The organism is Streptomyces vulcanius, assembly GCF_042653945.1.
Classification (GTDB): domain Bacteria; phylum Actinomycetota; class Actinomycetes; order Streptomycetales; family Streptomycetaceae; genus Streptomyces; species Streptomyces mangrovi.
Genome location: NZ_JBHSFK010000040.1, coordinates 62,614 through 78,554, shown reverse-complemented (window position 1 = coordinate 78,554; position 15,941 = coordinate 62,614). Strand labels below are relative to the sequence as shown.

Here is a 15,941-nt window from a genome sequence, read left to right as displayed (position 1 = left end):
CCTTTTCGTCGTGGCTGCGGATGTGAAAGGGCCCGGGCGGGCCGCCTTGAGGTGGAGGCGGCCCGCCCGGGCCGGTCGATGCTGATGGGGGCCGCGCGGTGGCGGTCTACTGGTCGTTGTCGTCGATGCCGGTGACGGGGATGTCGCCGAACAGGTCGTCCAGGGCGCGGGTGACCGCGAGCCGGTCCTCGGGCCGGGTCTCGTCGAGGACGTCCCGGGTGAGTTCGGTGAGGTCCAGGTCGTCGAAGTAGTCGGTGAGTTCGGCGATGGTCAGCGGGTCCAGGCTGGTGTCGGCCTGCGGGGGCAGGCTGGCGAGCATGGCGGCCATCGCGGTGACCGCGCTGGCGAGTTCGTGGGTGGTGGCCGTGGTGATGTCGATGATGTGGCCGTGGGTGAGGTCCAGGGCGTTGTCGTCGACGGGGCCGATGACGAGGCGTATCCCGGGCTGGTCTCCGTGCTGGTGGGGGAGCGCGGTGAGCGCGTCGGCCAGGGCCTGGACCGCCGCAGGCCGACCACCGTGGTCTGCGGTCTCCGGTGCGTCCGACTCAGCGTCGTCTTCTTCTGGCAGAGACTGCTCCAGTTCCAGCGCCACCTCCCACAGGACCTTGAGGTTGTCGACGTCCAGCCGGATGTGGCCGTCGGCGGTGTCGGGGAGGGTGAGGTGTCCGGTGACGCGCAGCAGGTCACCGGTCTGGCACCTGAGCACCCTGTCCGCGAGGGCCGGGTCGCTGGTGGTGCACGGGATGATCGCTTCTTGTTCCTCGGTGCAGTCGTCGGGGGATGAGGTCAGCCGCCAGGCGGCTGTGCCGGGGCGGGTGCAGGACACGACGCTGCGGTCCAGGTAGCCGGTGAGCGCGTACGGGATGGGTTCCATCAGCGTGCCGCCGTCCGGTGTGCGGTACGGCTGGCGGCCTGCCGTTGCAGGGCTCGGGGCAGGGAGCCGAGGGACTTGCGGTGCCGGGCGCGGGCGCGGGCCTGGTCGCGGCCGTCGGCGAGGCTGCATCCGTCGCACGGCTCGGTGCCGGCGCCCTCGTGGCAGCGGTGGCCTTCCACCGTGCCGTGCGGGGCGGTGATGCCGTGGGTGGCGGCGAGCGGGTACAGGGTGTCGGCGGTGACGCCGGTGCGCTGGGTGATGCTGCGTTCGCTGAAGCCGTCGCGCAGCAGGACCAGCGCCACGGCCTGGCCGGCCGTGAGCGGGGAGAGCGTGACGGTGGCGTCGGGGGTCGCCATGGGGCGGGTCCTTCCAGGGGCCAGAGAGTCCATGGGCGCGGGCCGTCGCGGTGACGGCGCGCGCGGGGAGGTCTGCGGGGCGGCGCAGGCCTGCGAGAGGGAGCCGGACGCCGCTTGCAGCAGCGCGGCTTTGATCTCCGGGGTGCTCAGGTTCTGCAGCGCGCGACCGCCCAGCCTCTGGGCCGCGTGCATGGTGCGGTCCATGCGCTGGCCGATGTCGCCGAACGGCAGGTCGTGCCAGTAGCGCAGCCACAGGCACTTCCACTGGTCGGGCGTCAGATCACCGAGGGCTTTGCGGAGTTCGGCGAGGACGTCGGCCTTGGCCAGGTGCTCGGTGACCTGTTCGCCGACGTCGCCGACGGGCAGGTCCTGGTCGTACATATCGCCCACCGGGATCTCCCGCCGGTGCCGGGCGCTCTTGTAGTGATCGAGCAGCAGGTTGCGGGCAATCGTGGCCAGCCAGGCGCCGAAGTCGCTGCCGTGCCAGGTGAACGTGCCGATCCGGGCCAGGGCCCGTACGAACACGTCGCTGGTCAGGTCCTCGCTCACCTCCCGGTCGTGGGTGCGGCGCCACAGGTAGGTGTAGATCTGCGGCCGGTAGCGGGCGTACAAGACGCCGAACGCCTCGCGGTCACCGCCGCGGGCCCGGTCGACGATGGCGGCCACCGGCTGCTCCGCCTCGGAGGCCGGCCGCGTCGTCGTGTCGATGACGGTCACGAGCCGCCCCCCGCGTTCGCGGCGGCGAGCCAGCCGCGCAGGTGCGGGTTGGCGTCGCCGATCCTCCGCAGCAGCTTGGGCGTGGGCTTCCACAGACGCTGGGCACCGCGGGCCGGGACGGGCGTGGTCAGCCGCTGCACCCGGGCCAGCTCCCAGTGGAAGCAGCCCTCTTGGGACCAGCGCGTGCACGCGCCGTCGTCGGCGTGGATGCCGGTGAGGTCGGCGATGGCGACCACCGAGCCGCGCACCAGCTCGCAGTCGTCGTCCAGCGTCTCCCGGACGGCGTCCAGGGCCAGGGCCTCGATGTCGACCTCGGATCCGGCGTGGATGAGCAGGGTGCCGCGCCAGCGGGTGGTCCACACCCTGTTCTCGATGCGCTTGGCGACCTGGTCGTCCTCGAGGGCGATCAGGTCCGACCAGGGCGGCCGGATGGTCATGCACCGGATCGGGGTGAGGTCGTGGTCCGGCGCGGTCTGAGGCCGGCGGGAGACCGTGGCGAGCGCCTCGTAGTTGGTGCGCTGCTGCTGGGGGGTCAGCGGCAGCGATCCGGCCGGGGTGCGGGTGCGGAAGTACTCGCCGGTGGGGATGGCTTCGCGGGACAGCCTGGCCAGCAGGGCGGTGTCCGCGACGGGGAAGAAGGTCGTCATCGCAGGTCCTCCGGGGCGAGGGGGTGTGCGGTGGTTCCCGTGCGCCCGAGGCGCCGGCCGTTGACGGTCGGCTCGCCTGCGTGCTTCGGGGTGGCGATGCGGTAGAGGCCGGTGCGCTCCCGCTTGTGCTCGTACATCGCGCCCTCGGCTCCGCGCAGCACGTAGGTGTAGTCACGGGAGTTCAGGTCGCTGGGGCTGGACGCGCCGATGGACACCGCGACGTCGACCGCCTGGCCGTCGACGTCGACGCTCTGGTGGAGCAGGTGGTGCAGTTGCTCCAGGCGCTGGTCGCGGTCGGCGGCGGGGCAGGTGAGGACGGCGGCGAGCTCGTCACCGTGCAGGCGCGCGGCGATTCCGTCGTCGCCGACCCACTGCTGAAGGCGTTCGGCGACGGCGATGATCAGGGCGTTGCCGGTGTCGTGCCCGAGGCGGTCGTTGACGGCCTTGAAGCCGACCATGTCGAGGAACACGAGCATCACCTTGTCGCCGTGGCGGGTCAGGCGGCGGGTCGCGTGCTGGACGTAGCCGGGACGGGCGTGCAGGCCGGTGAGCGGGTCGCGGCGGGCCGACGCCAGGCGCCGGTGCAGCGCGATGGCGTGTACGGTCCAGCCGGTCAGCGGAACCGCGGCGGTGGTCAGTAAGAGTGTGCGCTGCCCAAACAGGGCCCGTGTGTGCAGGGCTGAGCCCATAATGAGGATCTCCCTCTCATCTCGTACGGGGTGGGTTGGGCCCGGGGCAGCCGACGAAGCCGCCAAGCACTGACGGCTGTCCCGGGGCGGAGCTACTGGTCGAAGTCGCTGGAGTGGGCTTGCCTCCAGCCGCGCGGGTCGTCCCACGGGCCGGCCGACGCCGCCATCCAGTCCGGCTCCCAGCCGGGCCGCACGGCACGTGCGCTCCAGCCCGCCGGTCGCCTGCGGGGGATTTCGAGTCCGGCCTGCTGCGTGGCGACCGCGTCGGTGTAGGCGCCGTAGGCGAGGCGTAGGGCCTCGCCGGTACTGGCCGCCGGTCCGGTGAAGACGTGCCAGCCAGACAGCCCGGCCTGGGTGGTGCTCCTGATCGGGACGTCGACCTCGAAGTAGGGCAGTGCGGTCATGACGTCCAACCTCCTTTCGTTGCTCGTGCCTGAGGGGCCACTGCGACCGTCCCGGTCCCGGCGGGCAGCCGGGGCGGGAAGGTCCCGGAGAGCTCTCAGAGCGGGCCAGCGAAGGGAAATGCCTTGCCATTGCTGGCTGTCGGGCTCGACTCCCCAATTGGGGAGTCGAGCCCGACAGCCGGAGGTGCGGGGTCAGCGGACGGCTTCGACGGCGTTCCGCAGATGGATGCGCGCCCGCGCCAGCTGCTCACGCTGGTCGTCTCCGGGGCCGTTCAGCGCCTCGGTGAGCTCGGTGACGGCGTCCATCAGGTCCCCGCTGACGGGGTTGACGGTGTCGCGGACGCGTGCGACCAGGTCGATGAACTCGTTCGGTGTGGGATCGTGCGGTGCTTCCTCGGAGATGAGGGCGGCGAGATCGCGGCTGAAGCAGGCGCTGAGCGCGGTGAACGTGTTCTTGGCGGGCTGGGCGGGAGCGGCCACAAGGCCTCCTTCGCAGTCGGGCTGCGGGGTGTTCGTGCCGAGCACAGCCGTGGGCGACGACGTGTCGCCTCCCGTGTTCTGCTGCCGGTCGGCGAGGGCCAGAAGCTCGAAGCCGAGCTCCGGCGCGGACAGGATCGTGCGGAGGATCGAGGCGAAGCCGTCACGCTCGATGGGGTTGAGGCGGTCCCACACGACGTGTGCGTCGGTGTGGACGCCGACGGCCTGGAGGTAGGCATCTTCCGTGGTGACGGTGTGCTCGGCTCCGCACCGGCCGCACCGGTAGGTGGCCCGGTCCCAGCCGGGAGCGGATACGGGGGTGGGCTCGGTGGTCATCCGCGGGCCTCGTGCAGCGCCTGTGTGGCGCGGTCGTCGGCCTCCTGGTCGATGTCGTCGACGGAGCCGTGGACGGTGCAGACGATGTCGGGGTCCTGGTCCCGGTCGCCGGTGAGCGCACTCCACAGGTCGGTGACCGTGTAGGCCGGCGCCCACGCCTCGCCGTCGCAGTCGTCGTCGAAGGGGCAGGGCAGCAGGACCTCGAAGCCGACGCTGCCTTCGTCGTCGATGTTCGTACGCAGGGCGAGGGTGAGGTACTGCTGGCCGATGCGGATCTCCGCGACGCGGTCGTCGCCGGCGAGGCGGGAACCGTCCTTCCACCGCCACAGCGGCAGGAGTTCGGGGCCGAAGAACCGGCGGGGCAGGATGAGGTCGCCCAGTCCGTCGCTGCCGCCCGTGCCGAGCTCCCGGATCCGTATGTCGCTGATCTGGCTGAGGAAGGGCTCCAGCCGGTAGAGGGTGTCGGAGAAGAAGACCTCGTTGAAGCCTTCCGCCCGCAGGTTCGAGTGGGAGTGGACCATGGACTGGTGCTGGGCGGTGACCGTGTCGTCGGGCACGCTCCGGTTGGCGGGCCGGTCCTGCTGCCGCTCGATGCATACCGGCAGCGGGGTGGAGACGAGGACGGCGATGACCGGCATGCCGTGGCGTTTCGCGGCATCGATCAGCGGGGCCCTGTCCTTGGCGTAGACGGACGTGGCGTCGACGACCGTGTTGAGCCTGCGGGCCATCCGGCGGTCCACGATCAGGTGCATCGCGTCGACGGCGTCGGCGGTGGCCTCCTGCGCGCCGCAGTCGTCGGCCATGACGCCCCGGAGCTTGTCGAGGCTGACGACCTGGTGCTCCGGCCACGTGCCGGCGAGCGTGGACTTGCCAGCGCCGGATGCTCCGATCAGCACCAGGAGCGCGTTCTCGGGCAGGTCCGGGTAGAGAGGGGCGGTCATTCGGCTGCTCCTTGGGGGTCAAGGGCGCGGGCTGCCCAGATCAGGAGCTGCCCGGCGTTGTCGGTGATCAGGGCGGCGGCCTCGTGCAGCGGGCAGGAGGCGTCGCCGTCGCGGTCCGGCTCGATCTGCTCAGCACGGCGCGCGGCGACGGTGACCAGCTGCGCCACGGTCGCGATGAAGCCGCCGGGCGGGTCGGTGTCCTCGATGAGCTCGCGCAGGATCGCGGCGAACTCCTCCTGGTCGACGTCGCCGGCGGTGAGGTCGTCCTCGACCTGCTGGAGGGCGAGCTGCGCGATGCCGACCGACGCGCGGACGCGCTCCAGGCGGGTACGGCTCACCGGCGGGCCCGGGTACGGGTGGTGAGCCAGGTGGTGACGGCGGCGGCGCCGATCCCGATCGCACGGTGCAGGGCCGCATCCAGCTCCATCCACGCGCTGCCCGGCCCGGTCAGCTCCGAGGTGACCTGGTCCTTGTCGTCGACGCGGACGGCCTTGCAGTGCTCGATGTAGCCGGTCTTGCCGCTCTTGCGGGCGAGCCACATCAGCAAGGCGCCGCGGTCGATCGCGGCGTGTGTCCCGGCGTTGATGACCGTGCCGGCGAACAGTGCGGTCGGCGTGACCCGGTAGCCGAACGCCCGGGTGACCGCGACGGTCGCGGCCAGCTGCACGGCGGTGTAGGACGCGACGTGGCAGGCCACCGCGCGCCTGCCGAGCTGGCTCTCGGTCATAGTCGGGTGGGGGGAGTCCGGGTCGGCCGGGGAGCCGTCGGCGTGGACCAGGTCCTCGCCGTACAGCCGCTTCTGGGAAGCCGACTTCGAGCCCTGCACCCAGTGGTCGCAGAACGGGTGCAGCTCACCGAAGACGCTCAGCAGGGTGCCGAACAGGGCCAGGCGCTCGGTGGTGAGGGGCAGACGGGGCATGCTGGTGGTTCTCCTGATCTCGCAGAGGGTGAAGGGGGTTGGGGCGGCTGGCGCGGTTCGAGCGCGCCAGCCGCCCCTTCGTGCTGTCACGGCCGGGTGTCGCTCCATTCGCGCAGACGGCGCTGGCTGTCGCAGTCGAGGTCGTCGCTGTTGTGCGGGAAGCGGCCTCCGGTGGCGCGCAGGTCGGTGAGGACCTGCAGTAAGTCCGACTCGCCGTCCAGGACGGTGTCGATGTAGCCGTTTCCGCAGGTGCAGGGCGCGATGAGGGTGAGGACGTCGCGGTCCTGGTCACCGTCGCTGGAGTGGTGCAGCCACAGGCCGCCGTCCAGGTAGGCGACGGCGCTCGGCTCCAGTCCGGCTCCGGCCAGGGCAGGCCGGCCGCTCCAGTCGACGTCGTCCAGGACCTTGCCGAGGGTGTCCGGGTAGGCGTTCCAGATGTGGTCCAGGGCCGCCGTTTCGGCGTTGTCACGCTGTTCGTCCTCGCCCTGCACGCCGATCTCGCGGGCGATGTCGAAGAGGAGGGCGAGCGGGGAGGCCGCGCCGACCGTGGTGGTGGGCGGCGTGAGGGTCTCGGTCATGTACGGCTCCTTCGGAGTTCCGGGCGACCGGGCTGTCCGGTCCTCCGCGCTGCCCCGGCCAGCACTGGTCAGCTGGTCGGGGCGGCACGGGGATCCGTCAGAACGGGGGTTCGTCGTACGGGACGGTGGGGCGAGGCAGGAGGCGCAGGGACAGCTCGCGCCGCTCTGCCCAGCACCAGCAGGCCTCCATGTCCGGGTACGGGCCGCTGGTCCACCAGCCGCCCGCGCCCCGGCAGTCGGGGCAGTTGGGGCGGGGGAGCGGCTCCAGCCAGATGCCGTGCCAGGAGCAGGTCAGTCTCCAGTGGCCGGCCTTGAGCGCGACGGTGGCCGCCGTGGCCGTGAGCGGTACGGCGGCCACGAGCAGCAGTGCGGTTCGGGCGCGCACGGCTCAGACGACCGGGGACGGCTGGACGTCCGACCGGGTGCTGCTCTCAGAGATCGCGGCCGGGGCGGGGTTCGCCTCCAGTTCCATGCGGACCAGGCTGTCGGCGGTGCGCGGGATACCCAGGCGGTCCTGCTCACGGATCGCGTCGTCCGGGTCGCTGAACGCGGCGCAGGGCAGTCCGCCGCTCATCAGGACGTACACAATGCCGAAGTCCCACGGGGTGATCCATGGTGCGGTGGCGTCCACGGTGAGCGTGGTGGTGCTCCAGGGGGCGTCGAACCATGCGGCGTCGAAGTCCTGCGGGTTCGTGTATCGGGAGGGCTCCCAGCCGTCGGGGGCGGCGCCCTGCCGTTGGGCGGCTGCCTTGGCGTCTTCCACGGTGGCGTGGGCGGACTGGCGTCGCCCGTAGCGGTACAGGAGGGTCACTGTCTGCGGCTCGGTCAGCTCGCGCATCGCCTCCAGCCCGGCGCGGCCTTCGGCCGTGTCGGCGATGCGGAACTGGTCGGCGTGGGCGAGCAGGACGCGGGCGGCGTGGTAGCCGGCAGCCGCGGGCGGAAGGCCCGTGGCCATCAGCGCGGCGATCTCGTCACCAGCCCTGCGGAGGCTGTCGAGCGTGGTGCGGAGCTTCTCGATCGTCCCGTCGCGCTCCTCCAGGAGCTGCTCCAGGTTGGAGCTCTTCTGCTCGAAGTCGCCGGCCCTGCCGCGTTCCTGGGCGAGTTCGCTTTCCAGACCGGGGACACTCTTCGCGGTCTCCACCGCTTCCTCGTACGTGCGGCGGGTGGACCGGCGGATGATGCTGATCACGGGCTTTCCCCCTTGATGGTGTGGAGTAACCGGGTGTTCCGGCTCCCCTTCACCGCCCGGACCGCCAGGCGGCGGGACGGGCGGATCAGGCAGCCGTCAGCGTTCGAGGCGCTGCCGGGTCAGGCGGCGAGCCGGTGTGTGTCCGGGGCCGGGATCATGACCGTGTCGGGGCTGGGCTCGATGCCCATCTCGCAGGGGTCGCAGCGGCCTTGGGAGCGCAGAGGGAGGCACCCGTAGTACCGGTTCCGGCATTCGGGACACGTTTGTCTCGCCGCCATCGCCCGGTCCAGCGCCTCTTCCTGGGCGAGGGTGGGTGTCCGCTTGGGAACCGCCAGGTCGACGCGGTACAGCCACGCCCACCGGTTCCCGCCCCGGCATATGAGCCGGGCGACGGGATCGTGGCCGCCGGGGCTCAAGCCCAGCGTCCGTAACTGGCGGCGGGTGGCGAGCCCTCCGGGCGGGACGGGCCCCTTCCCTCGTACTGCGGTGCGCACGGCCACGGCGCCGGGTGCCTGGTTGTTGCCGTACTCCGGGAAGCTGCCGTCGTCGTAGAGGTCGACGTCGACCAGGGCGACGTCGTCTTCGGCGGGGCTGTCCATCACGGCCTCCAGGCGCCGGGGAGTTGACGGGGCTGCTGCGGGTAGCGGGGGCCGGGGCGAAAGGGGCGGGGTCGGCCGATCCGGCGGCGCGGTCTGGGGATGAGCACGGGCAGTCCTCCAGGCGTCGGTGGGCAGGAAGCAGTGCGTCCCGCCGACGGTGTTCGTCGGCGGGACGTGAGGGCGGTGCTGGCGGCCGGTCGGCCTGTCCGGTCCTCGCCCACCAGCTCGTGGTGGGCGAGGACCAGGCGGAGCGACCGGATGGTCAGCGCTGGAGCGGGTAGATGTCGTCGCCGTAGTCGTCGCCCGCCGGGGTGGGGGCGGGGAGTGTGGCGTGGAGGTGGAGCGCGGGGTTGAACTGGTACTGCGGCGGGTGGTTGTGGACGATGGGCCGCAGGGTCAGCCCGCGCAGGGCGAAGATGCTGGCGAGCGCCCACATGAGGGCGGCCAGCCCGGTGGCGGCGGCGCGGCCTCCGGCCGGGGAGGCCGACCAGACCATCGCCAGCGATACGCCGCCGAACAGCGCCCACGTGATGCGCGCTCCGGCGTTGCGGAAGAAGCCGCCGATGAGGGAGAGCAGTCCGGTCAGCTGCCAGAACGCGTATAGGGCGGCGGGGGCGACGGAGAGGTGGGCGGCTTGGTCTGCGAGGAACACCCGGACGGGGTGGTCGACTGTGCCCCACAGTCCGCCGCCGTCACCGGCGTTGGTGGCCGGGACGGCGGACAGGCCCTTGAGCGTGGCGGAGGCGATGTCGCCGACGGTGTCCACCATCATCACGATGAGGCTGAGCCCGCCGAACAGTGCGGCCGCCTTGATCCAGTTGGCGATCTCGTGCCAGCTGCCGCGCCGGGCCTGGAAGACCTCTTCCCACCGCTGGTAGAGGAAGCCGCCCTCTTCCCACGACTTCTTCCAGGCGGCGCGCAGCTTCGCGAGCCGCCTGGTGCCGTGCTTGCCGTCCAGCCCGAGGACCGGCGGCGGGGGCGTCTGGCCGATCAGGTCGAAGAAGGACGGGTTGTCCTGGCCGTTGACCGGCTTGTCGTTGGTGGGCATGGCGTAGCTGCTCCTTCGGCGGAGGGGTGGTGAGCGGTGGTGGGCTGGCCGGAGTCGGTCAGCGGATCTCGTTGCGGGTGCGGGCGAAGAACGCCCCGCGCGTGGTGCTGTTGTTGTGGATCTCGGTGTGGTGGGTGACCGGACCCTCGTAGACGTTCTTGGTGACGGCGGAGCGCGCCTTGCTGATCACGCCGCCGATGGCGGTGGCGGCCATGGCCAGGCCCGCGAACGGCAGGGTGACCATGAGGACGCCGTTCAACGTGACGGAGGCCAGGCCCTGGAGCACGAGCCAGGCGCCGCAGCCGATGCCGGTGACGCCGGCGCCCACGCCGATGGAGGCCACCGCGATCCCGGCCGCCCAGGCCGGGACGATCCGCTGGTCGTCCTGCGTCACGGGCGGGGTGGTGCCGAAGGCCGGCGGCTCGGTGTCGTCGCGGAACGAGGTGGGGTGGTGGCGTACGGGCTTGCTCGCCCATTCGTCGATCAGGCGGTGGGCTTCGGCCGCGGCCTCGGACTCGGGCATGCCGGACTGGGTGTTCAGGGGGTCCATCGGGGTTCTCCGATCACGCGGAAGGGGAGCGCCCTCCTGGCCGTCGTGGCCGGGAGGGCGCGTGGGGGAGAGGACGCGCGACGGCGATGGGCGCCGCCGGAGTTGATGTCCGGCGGCGTCCATCGGCGTCGCGCAGCAGGGGAGTTGGCGCTGACGGTGGGTAGCCACCGCACCCGTACCCCGGGCATCCTCGAAGCCGACAGGCGCGGGGAAGGGGATGGGGTGGAGTTCGTCTTCGAGTGCGGGTGGTGTGGTGGGGACAACTACTTCGTGGGCAAGCAGGTCGGCTTCTGGGTCGACAAGTGGGAGATCCCCTCGGAGTGGGACTGCCGCTTCTGCGACGGGCTCAACTACACCCACGACCCGCCCTGGACAGAGGCGTAGTTCCCGGGGAAGCTGCGTTGTCGGCTGTGTCCGGTCAGAAGCTGGAGATCAGTCCGGCGAGCGAGGCGAGGCCGCTGTTGATGATCGGGGCCAGGCCGGTGGCGGCGAGGGTGAAACCGAACAGCGTGCAGGCCAGCGCGGAGCCGACGCGGACGTAGCCGCCCTTGAGCAGGACGAAGACGATGATGCCCAGCAGCACGGCGGCGGAGATGGAAAGGGCCACGGCAGGTGGTGCTCCTTCGCGGGGGTCGGGGTGGGGCCGGCCGTGCTCGGGCAGGCCGGCCCCGGGATGGATGGGGTGGGGAGCGGTCAGGTGTTGTTGAGGCTCTTGATGGCCTCCAGCGCCTGGCGGGGTGAGGTGACCTGCTCGGAACGGCCACCGGAGCCGGAGCTGCGCTTGCCACCGCCGCCCTTGCCGCCTCCCCCGCTGCGGCGGCGGGAGCGGCCGCCGCCGTCACCGTCGTCGTCCTCGTCGGGCTCGGGCCAGAACTCGCCGGGTCGCACGGGCTCGTTCCAGTCGAACCACAGGCCGCGCTTCTCCAGCTCGCTGATCTCGTAGTCGGTGAGCCGGTTGACCTCGCCGGGGAACAGGTTGGACAGGTCGGTGTCGAAGTCCGCGTACAGCGACCGCATGAGCACGGCGCGGCCGTTGTCGAGGACGATGACCGCGACGCCGCCGGTGGAGACGCCGTTCTCCGGGTCGGCCTCGCCCTTGATGGCCCGCTCGATCGCGGAGCCTTCGCTGCGGGAGTAGCGGGCCGGGATGGTCGGCACGTCGTAGGCGTTCTCCATGGTGCCCTCGGCCGCCTTGCGGGTGGCGCCGGGCGAACCCATGTTGAAGATGACCGGGCGGCTGTTCTGCCGCAGGTTGTCCTTCATCTCCGTGGAGAACCCGTTGTGCGCAAACGGCGACTGGCCCGCCGGGTTGAAGCCGATGCCGTACTTCAGCCCGGTGACCGTGAGGTCCTCGCCGTCTTTCTGGATGAACTCGCCGAAGTCCCCGTCCTGCGCCGCGGTCATGAATTCATCCGCGTACACGTTCAGCTGCCGGTACGGGCAGCGCGTGTCGCCCGGCTTGTAGTCGTGCGGCTGGCCGTCGTGCGGCCAGGGCATCTCCGCCCTGATCTCGCACAGCGCCTTTGACGCCCGCAGTTGCCGGGCCATCCACAGCGCGTTCGAGCCCTGCCGGTCGATGTACCGGCCGAGCACGGTGGTCTTCTCGTCCTTGCGGACGGTGGACAGCCACACCACCTGGCCGTCCAGGGACTGGGCGGCCATGTTGATCGCGAAGTACTGCGTCTTGCCGGAGCGGGACACCCCGAGGGTGAGGCCGTGGGCCGCGGCGTTCTTGTCGTGCTGGTACACCATGGTCTTCACCGGCTGGCCGGTGATGGTGAACCCGCACACGTACATGCCCTTGGCGTCCGGGGTGAGCAGCTCGCGGGTGGCGGGGAAGATCGCGCTGAGCGGCGGGGTGTCGAACGCGCTGATCAGGAACTCGGCGCCGTCGATGAGGACGAACACGCAGGAGTCGTCCTCGGGGAGGTTCAGCGCGCGGCAGACCTTGGCCAGGTCGATGCGCGGGGTCTCGGTGGAGTCGGCCATCTTCGCCCGGTAGAACGTCACCCCGCGTTCGTCGTCGCGGGTCTTGTGGACCAGCTCGGAGCCGGGTGCGCCGCCCTTGGGGCCGCCGACCCGGTCCGTCCAGCGCTCCTGAGCGGTCGGCTTGGTGCGGCGGCGCTGGTTGGCGTCGGGAGTGATCCGGGCCTCCATCCAGCCCGGCCCGCCCTGCCGGCCGGGCTGGATCGCGACCTCCGCCAGGACGACGTCGCTGGAGGGCACAGCGAACGGGGCGGCGACCGTGGCCTCCGTGAGACCGGTGATCGGCCGCCCGGTCTCCGAGGCCCGCAGCAGGATCGTCATGTCGTGCCGCATACCGGGGTGCCGGGTGGCCTTGACGACGTGCGTGCGGCCGGGCATCCCGGCGTTCTCCCACATCATCCGCACCTCGCGGGTGAGCAGGTCGGCGCCGTCGTGCTGCGGCTCCGGGGACGGCTCCGCGGCTTCGACTACCTGCAGCTGCGGGGCCGAGACCGCGACGGCGGGACGGTGGCGGCGGCGGGCGTGCCGGGAGAACGGCATCACCAGGTAGCCGGCCGCCGCCCATCCGGCGGCGAGCAGTCCGTCCAGCCAGTACGGGCCGAAGCCGGTGGTGTGTCCGGCGGCGACGTCGACGGCGGCGGCCAGGACCAGCGGGGACCAGCGCAAGATCTTGCGCCCGGCGCCGGGCTCATCGCTCTTGTAGGCCAGGAACCAGGCTCCGATCCCGGCCGCGCCGGCCAGCTGCACGACCTGGTTGACGGGGCTGTCGGGATAGACGTTCGGGGCCACGGCCAGCACAGGCGCGGCAAGGGTGTAGGCGAGGCGTTCGAGCGTGACACTGCGCGGCGTGGTCACCGAATCTCCTTCGGGAACAGGACGGGCGGCCCCGCGAGGTGTCGCGGAGCCGCCCGTGGCGGGGTGGGTTGAGGTGGAGGGGTTCAGCGCTCGAAGAAGCCCGGCTTGGGAGTCTTCTCGCGCCGGTTGGAGCGCAGGTCGTCCAGCGCCCCGTAGAGCTTGGAGTGAGTGCGCCGGCTCCGGTGGGTGAGGTCGGCGGTCTCCTGCGCGGTGTCGGCCAGCTTCTTGACCTGCACGGCCGCGCCCCCGAGGGCGACGGAGACGTTGCTGGTCAAGTCCACGAACTTCGCGTCCAGTCCGGCGGTGGCGATGTCACGGGCCACGTCCTGGGCGCGTTCGGCGTTGGCCTTGACGCTGCGCACCAGCGACTCCAGCTCGAGGCCGGCGTCGTCCAGCGCACTGCCGAGAGTCATGAGCTTGGCCTGGACGGCCTTGTAGCGGTTGTCGTCGTCAGCCGGGGCGGGCACCGGGCTGGCGCCGCTGGGTGCGAGATCGCTGCTCATCAGCGTGTTCCTCCCTGCTTTCTAGTCGTGGTGGGCGGCGGCCGACGTGTACTGCAGGCCCGCGTCTTCCTTGGCGGCCATGTCCTGGCCGTAGATGCGGGCGACCATCGCGGCCGCGAGCTTGGCGGCCTCCAGGGCGACGCCGCACTCGGCAGCGCACCGTTCGGCCTGCTGCCTCATCCGGGCCGCGGCGTCGGCGAGGTCGGCGATCAGGTCGGTGACCTCGGTGGCGATGTTGTGGTCGCCGATCAGGTCGGCCGACATGTCCCGCAGGGCGTCGGCGACCTTGTCGAGCGCCTCCGCGAGGGCTTCGGCCCGCTCCTGGTCGGAAGCGGCCTGGATGGCGATCCTCGCCATCTCCATCAGGTACTCGTCGAACGTGATGTCCGTGCGGTGCTGGGCGCTGAGGCCGCCCGCGCCGGACGGCCTGCTGACCTCCGCGCTGCTCACGCTGCTCCCTTCGGTGCTGGTGGGTCGGCTGCTGGTGGGCGGGCGGCTGGCGACGGGCCGAGCGCTCTCGCCGGGTGCGTCGGTGGCGTCCGGCCGACTGGTGCCGGGGCGTTTGACGACCCCCCGCCTGGCGCGCGGTTGCCTGGGTGCGCGGGGCAGGCCGGCGCGGCGGGCGGCGTACCAGCCGAACGGGTCGCTCTCGTCGTCGACGATCACCGCGTCGGGGATGTCCTCGCTGGTGTCCGGCTTCGGGGTGGGACGGTTCGGGCGGCCGTCGGCCCACTCGGGCGTGGGCGGCGTGCGGTCCCGGCCGAACGGACTGCCCGGGTCTCTGCGTGGGCCGCGGCGGCGTTTCCCGCGCCAGCGGAAGTCGGAGCGCCCGGCCCGCCAGAACCAGCCTTTGCTGTCCCGGCCCGTGTCCGTCCAGTCGTCCTCGTCCGCAGCCTTGTCTGCGCTGCTGGGACGCTTCGGGTCGCCCGTTCCTTCAGAGGCCCTGTCAGAGCCCTTCTCGGCTCCTTCCTTTGCGGGTTTGTCCCCGGTGTCTCCGGGCTTGAGCTCTTTCTTCTTCTCGCCCTTTCCTTCGGTGCCCTTGGCGTCCTTGTCCTTGGTCAGGCTGACCTTCTCCGCGCCGGCCTTGTCGGCCTTCGTGTCGGCTCGGCGCTTGTCCCAGCGGCGCTGGGCTTCCTCCCCGACGGCCTGACCCAGGGTGGTGCGGCCGGGATCGGCCGACGCCGCGGCTTCCCGCTTCGCCTTCCGCGCCGCGTCCCGCTCCTGCCGCTTCGCGCGGCGGTCGTCCCAGTTCTGCTGCCGGTTGGCGCGGGCCTGGTCGCGGTCCTTGGACCGATCGGTGATACCGGCGGAGTGCCCGGCGCTGCGCCGTTCCTGCCGGGCGGCCTGCCGGGCCCCGGCGCGCTCCTGGCGGCCGCGGGCCCGCTCGGCACGGGCGTTGGAGGCCGGGCCGTCGGCCTTCGAACTGCCAGATCCCGTCTGGGAGCCTTTCGAGCCCCCGGACGCCCCGTTGCTCCCGGAACCGGTTGTACGGCTGCCAGAGGACCGGTCAGAGCCCTTCCCGCCGCCTTTGCTGCTTCCGCCGCCCCCGGTCGTCCCGGACCCCGAACGCCCGGCGCTGCCGCCGGAGTTGGGGCCCCGTGCCCCGGGCCCCTTCGGCCCCGGCCCCGAGTTGTTGCGGGACGGACCGCCGCCGCTGCCGCCCCCGCCGCGCGAGGACCCGCCACCACCGCCGGCCTTCGAGCGGCCCTTGTCCGTCCCCAGGCCGGAGCCCGGCGACTTCATGCGGTCGGCGTCGGCCTTTCCGCGTACCGCCGCCTTGTCGCCCTTCGCTTTCATCATCGCGGCGTGGAGCTTTCCGTTCTGCTCCATCATCGCGACTTCCTGCGCGGTGCGGCCTTCCAGCAGCGCAGCCTTACGCGCTATTTCAGCCTCGCGGAAAGGCGCTTCGCTTTCATGATTGGCCCGCGCCATTTCCAGCCGGAATTCGAGCCAGTCACCGAGACGGTCAGCGAGGGAACGAGGCTGCGCGTATTCGCCTTCCTCGTATTCGCCGTCGTCTTCTCCGGTTTCCGGTGCCGTAATTCCGTCCGAGCGCAGTGCCGCCGCCGGGTCCGGAGCTGCCGGAATCGGCGGCAGTTCCATCGTCGTCTCTTCCGGCGACTCCGGCGGCGCCGGGGGAATGTCCTCCGGCGGCGGAATGGTGTCGGCGTAATCCGCGATCGGCGGTGGCACGTACGAGGATTCACCGCTCCAGGGTCCGCGGACCAGGATCCCGTTCGGATCGTCAACGTCGGACACGGTGCACCTCCCTC

The 15,941-nt window shown here is 71.7% G+C and carries 20 protein-coding genes; 1 reads left to right on the top strand and 19 read right to left on the bottom strand.

Annotation, left to right across the window (positions count from 1 at the left end):
• Positions 1–106: 106 nt before the first annotated feature.
• The 15 genes from ACFPIH_RS43050 to ACFPIH_RS42980 form a co-directional block, all read right to left on the bottom strand.
• Entirely contained in the window at positions 107–874 is a 768-nt protein-coding gene (locus tag ACFPIH_RS43050; RefSeq protein ID WP_381183623.1) for a hypothetical protein, read from the bottom strand.
• Complete coding sequence (locus ACFPIH_RS43045; RefSeq protein ID WP_381183625.1) at positions 874–1,947, bottom strand: RNA polymerase sigma factor; 1,074 nt, start codon at positions 1,945–1,947, stop codon at positions 874–876. Before ACFPIH_RS43045 ends, ACFPIH_RS43050 begins: the two co-directional genes overlap by 1 nt.
• A complete protein-coding gene (locus tag ACFPIH_RS43040) occupies positions 1,944–2,594 on the bottom strand; it encodes an ASCH domain-containing protein (RefSeq protein WP_381183627.1) in 651 nt (216 codons plus the stop codon). The genes ACFPIH_RS43045 and ACFPIH_RS43040 overlap by 4 nt, the downstream gene beginning before the upstream one ends.
• Positions 2,591–3,283: a GGDEF domain-containing protein gene (locus tag ACFPIH_RS43035; protein ID WP_381183630.1), complete on the bottom strand. Its 693-nt coding sequence runs from the start codon at positions 3,281–3,283 to the stop codon at positions 2,591–2,593. The genes ACFPIH_RS43040 and ACFPIH_RS43035 overlap by 4 nt, the downstream gene beginning before the upstream one ends.
• 92 nt (positions 3,284–3,375) lie before the next feature.
• Complete coding sequence (locus ACFPIH_RS43030; RefSeq protein ID WP_381183633.1) at positions 3,376–3,687, bottom strand: hypothetical protein; 312 nt, start codon at positions 3,685–3,687, stop codon at positions 3,376–3,378.
• A 192-nt stretch (positions 3,688–3,879) separates the two neighbouring features.
• Positions 3,880–4,500, bottom strand: a complete 621-nt coding sequence (locus tag ACFPIH_RS43025; protein WP_381183635.1) for a hypothetical protein — start codon at positions 4,498–4,500, stop codon at positions 3,880–3,882.
• Entirely contained in the window at positions 4,497–5,441 is a 945-nt protein-coding gene (locus ACFPIH_RS43020) for an AAA family ATPase (RefSeq protein ID WP_381183638.1), read from the bottom strand. The genes ACFPIH_RS43025 and ACFPIH_RS43020 overlap by 4 nt, the downstream gene beginning before the upstream one ends.
• Positions 5,438–5,779 carry a hypothetical protein gene (locus ACFPIH_RS43015; protein WP_381183641.1) on the bottom strand — a complete coding sequence of 114 codons (342 nt, stop codon included), beginning with the start codon at positions 5,777–5,779 and terminating at the stop codon, positions 5,438–5,440. The genes ACFPIH_RS43020 and ACFPIH_RS43015 overlap by 4 nt, the downstream gene beginning before the upstream one ends.
• Positions 5,776–6,360 (bottom strand): hypothetical protein, encoded by a 585-nt coding sequence (locus ACFPIH_RS43010; protein ID WP_381183644.1) that lies wholly within the window; start codon positions 6,358–6,360, stop codon positions 5,776–5,778. Before ACFPIH_RS43010 ends, ACFPIH_RS43015 begins: the two co-directional genes overlap by 4 nt.
• Before the next feature lie 86 nt (positions 6,361–6,446).
• Positions 6,447–6,938: a hypothetical protein gene (locus tag ACFPIH_RS43005; protein ID WP_381183647.1), complete on the bottom strand. Its 492-nt coding sequence runs from the start codon at positions 6,936–6,938 to the stop codon at positions 6,447–6,449.
• Between the two features lie 97 nt (positions 6,939–7,035).
• Complete coding sequence (locus ACFPIH_RS43000) at positions 7,036–7,323, bottom strand: hypothetical protein (RefSeq protein WP_381183649.1); 288 nt, start codon at positions 7,321–7,323, stop codon at positions 7,036–7,038.
• Positions 7,324–7,326: 3 nt separating this feature from the next.
• Entirely contained in the window at positions 7,327–8,127 is an 801-nt protein-coding gene (locus ACFPIH_RS42995) for a hypothetical protein (RefSeq protein ID WP_381183652.1), read from the bottom strand.
• A 119-nt stretch (positions 8,128–8,246) separates the two neighbouring features.
• Positions 8,247–8,726, bottom strand: coding sequence for an RRQRL motif-containing zinc-binding protein (locus ACFPIH_RS42990; protein ID WP_381183655.1), 480 nt, complete (start codon positions 8,724–8,726; stop codon positions 8,247–8,249).
• Positions 8,727–8,988: 262 nt separating this feature from the next.
• The gene (locus tag ACFPIH_RS42985; RefSeq protein ID WP_381183657.1) at positions 8,989–9,774 is read right to left on the bottom strand and encodes a hypothetical protein; all 786 of its coding nucleotides are present in this window, start codon (positions 9,772–9,774) and stop codon (positions 8,989–8,991) included.
• Positions 9,775–9,832: 58 nt separating this feature from the next.
• Positions 9,833–10,324: a hypothetical protein gene (locus ACFPIH_RS42980; protein ID WP_381183660.1), complete on the bottom strand. Its 492-nt coding sequence runs from the start codon at positions 10,322–10,324 to the stop codon at positions 9,833–9,835.
• A 222-nt stretch (positions 10,325–10,546) separates the two neighbouring features.
• Here ACFPIH_RS42980 and ACFPIH_RS42975 point away from each other — a divergent pair, with 222 nt between their 5' ends.
• On the top strand, positions 10,547–10,708 hold the full coding sequence (locus ACFPIH_RS42975) for a hypothetical protein (protein WP_381183663.1): 162 nt from the start codon (positions 10,547–10,549) through the stop codon (positions 10,706–10,708).
• Between the two features lie 34 nt (positions 10,709–10,742).
• Here ACFPIH_RS42975 and ACFPIH_RS42970 read toward each other — a convergent pair whose 3' ends face one another.
• The 4 genes from ACFPIH_RS42970 to ACFPIH_RS42955 all read right to left on the bottom strand — a co-directional run bounded on the left by ACFPIH_RS42970 (position 10,743) and on the right by ACFPIH_RS42955 (position 15,927).
• On the bottom strand, positions 10,743–10,931 hold the full coding sequence (locus tag ACFPIH_RS42970; protein ID WP_381183666.1) for a hypothetical protein: 189 nt from the start codon (positions 10,929–10,931) through the stop codon (positions 10,743–10,745).
• Between the two features lie 86 nt (positions 10,932–11,017).
• The gene (locus ACFPIH_RS42965; protein ID WP_381183669.1) at positions 11,018–13,165 is read right to left on the bottom strand and encodes a chromosome segregation protein ParM; all 2,148 of its coding nucleotides are present in this window, start codon (positions 13,163–13,165) and stop codon (positions 11,018–11,020) included.
• Between the two features lie 83 nt (positions 13,166–13,248).
• Complete coding sequence (locus tag ACFPIH_RS42960; protein WP_381183672.1) at positions 13,249–13,668, bottom strand: conjugal transfer protein TraB; 420 nt, start codon at positions 13,666–13,668, stop codon at positions 13,249–13,251.
• Positions 13,669–13,689: 21 nt separating this feature from the next.
• The gene (locus ACFPIH_RS42955) at positions 13,690–15,927 is read right to left on the bottom strand and encodes an ATP/GTP-binding protein (protein WP_381183675.1); all 2,238 of its coding nucleotides are present in this window, start codon (positions 15,925–15,927) and stop codon (positions 13,690–13,692) included.
• Positions 15,928–15,941: the final 14 nt, after the last annotated feature.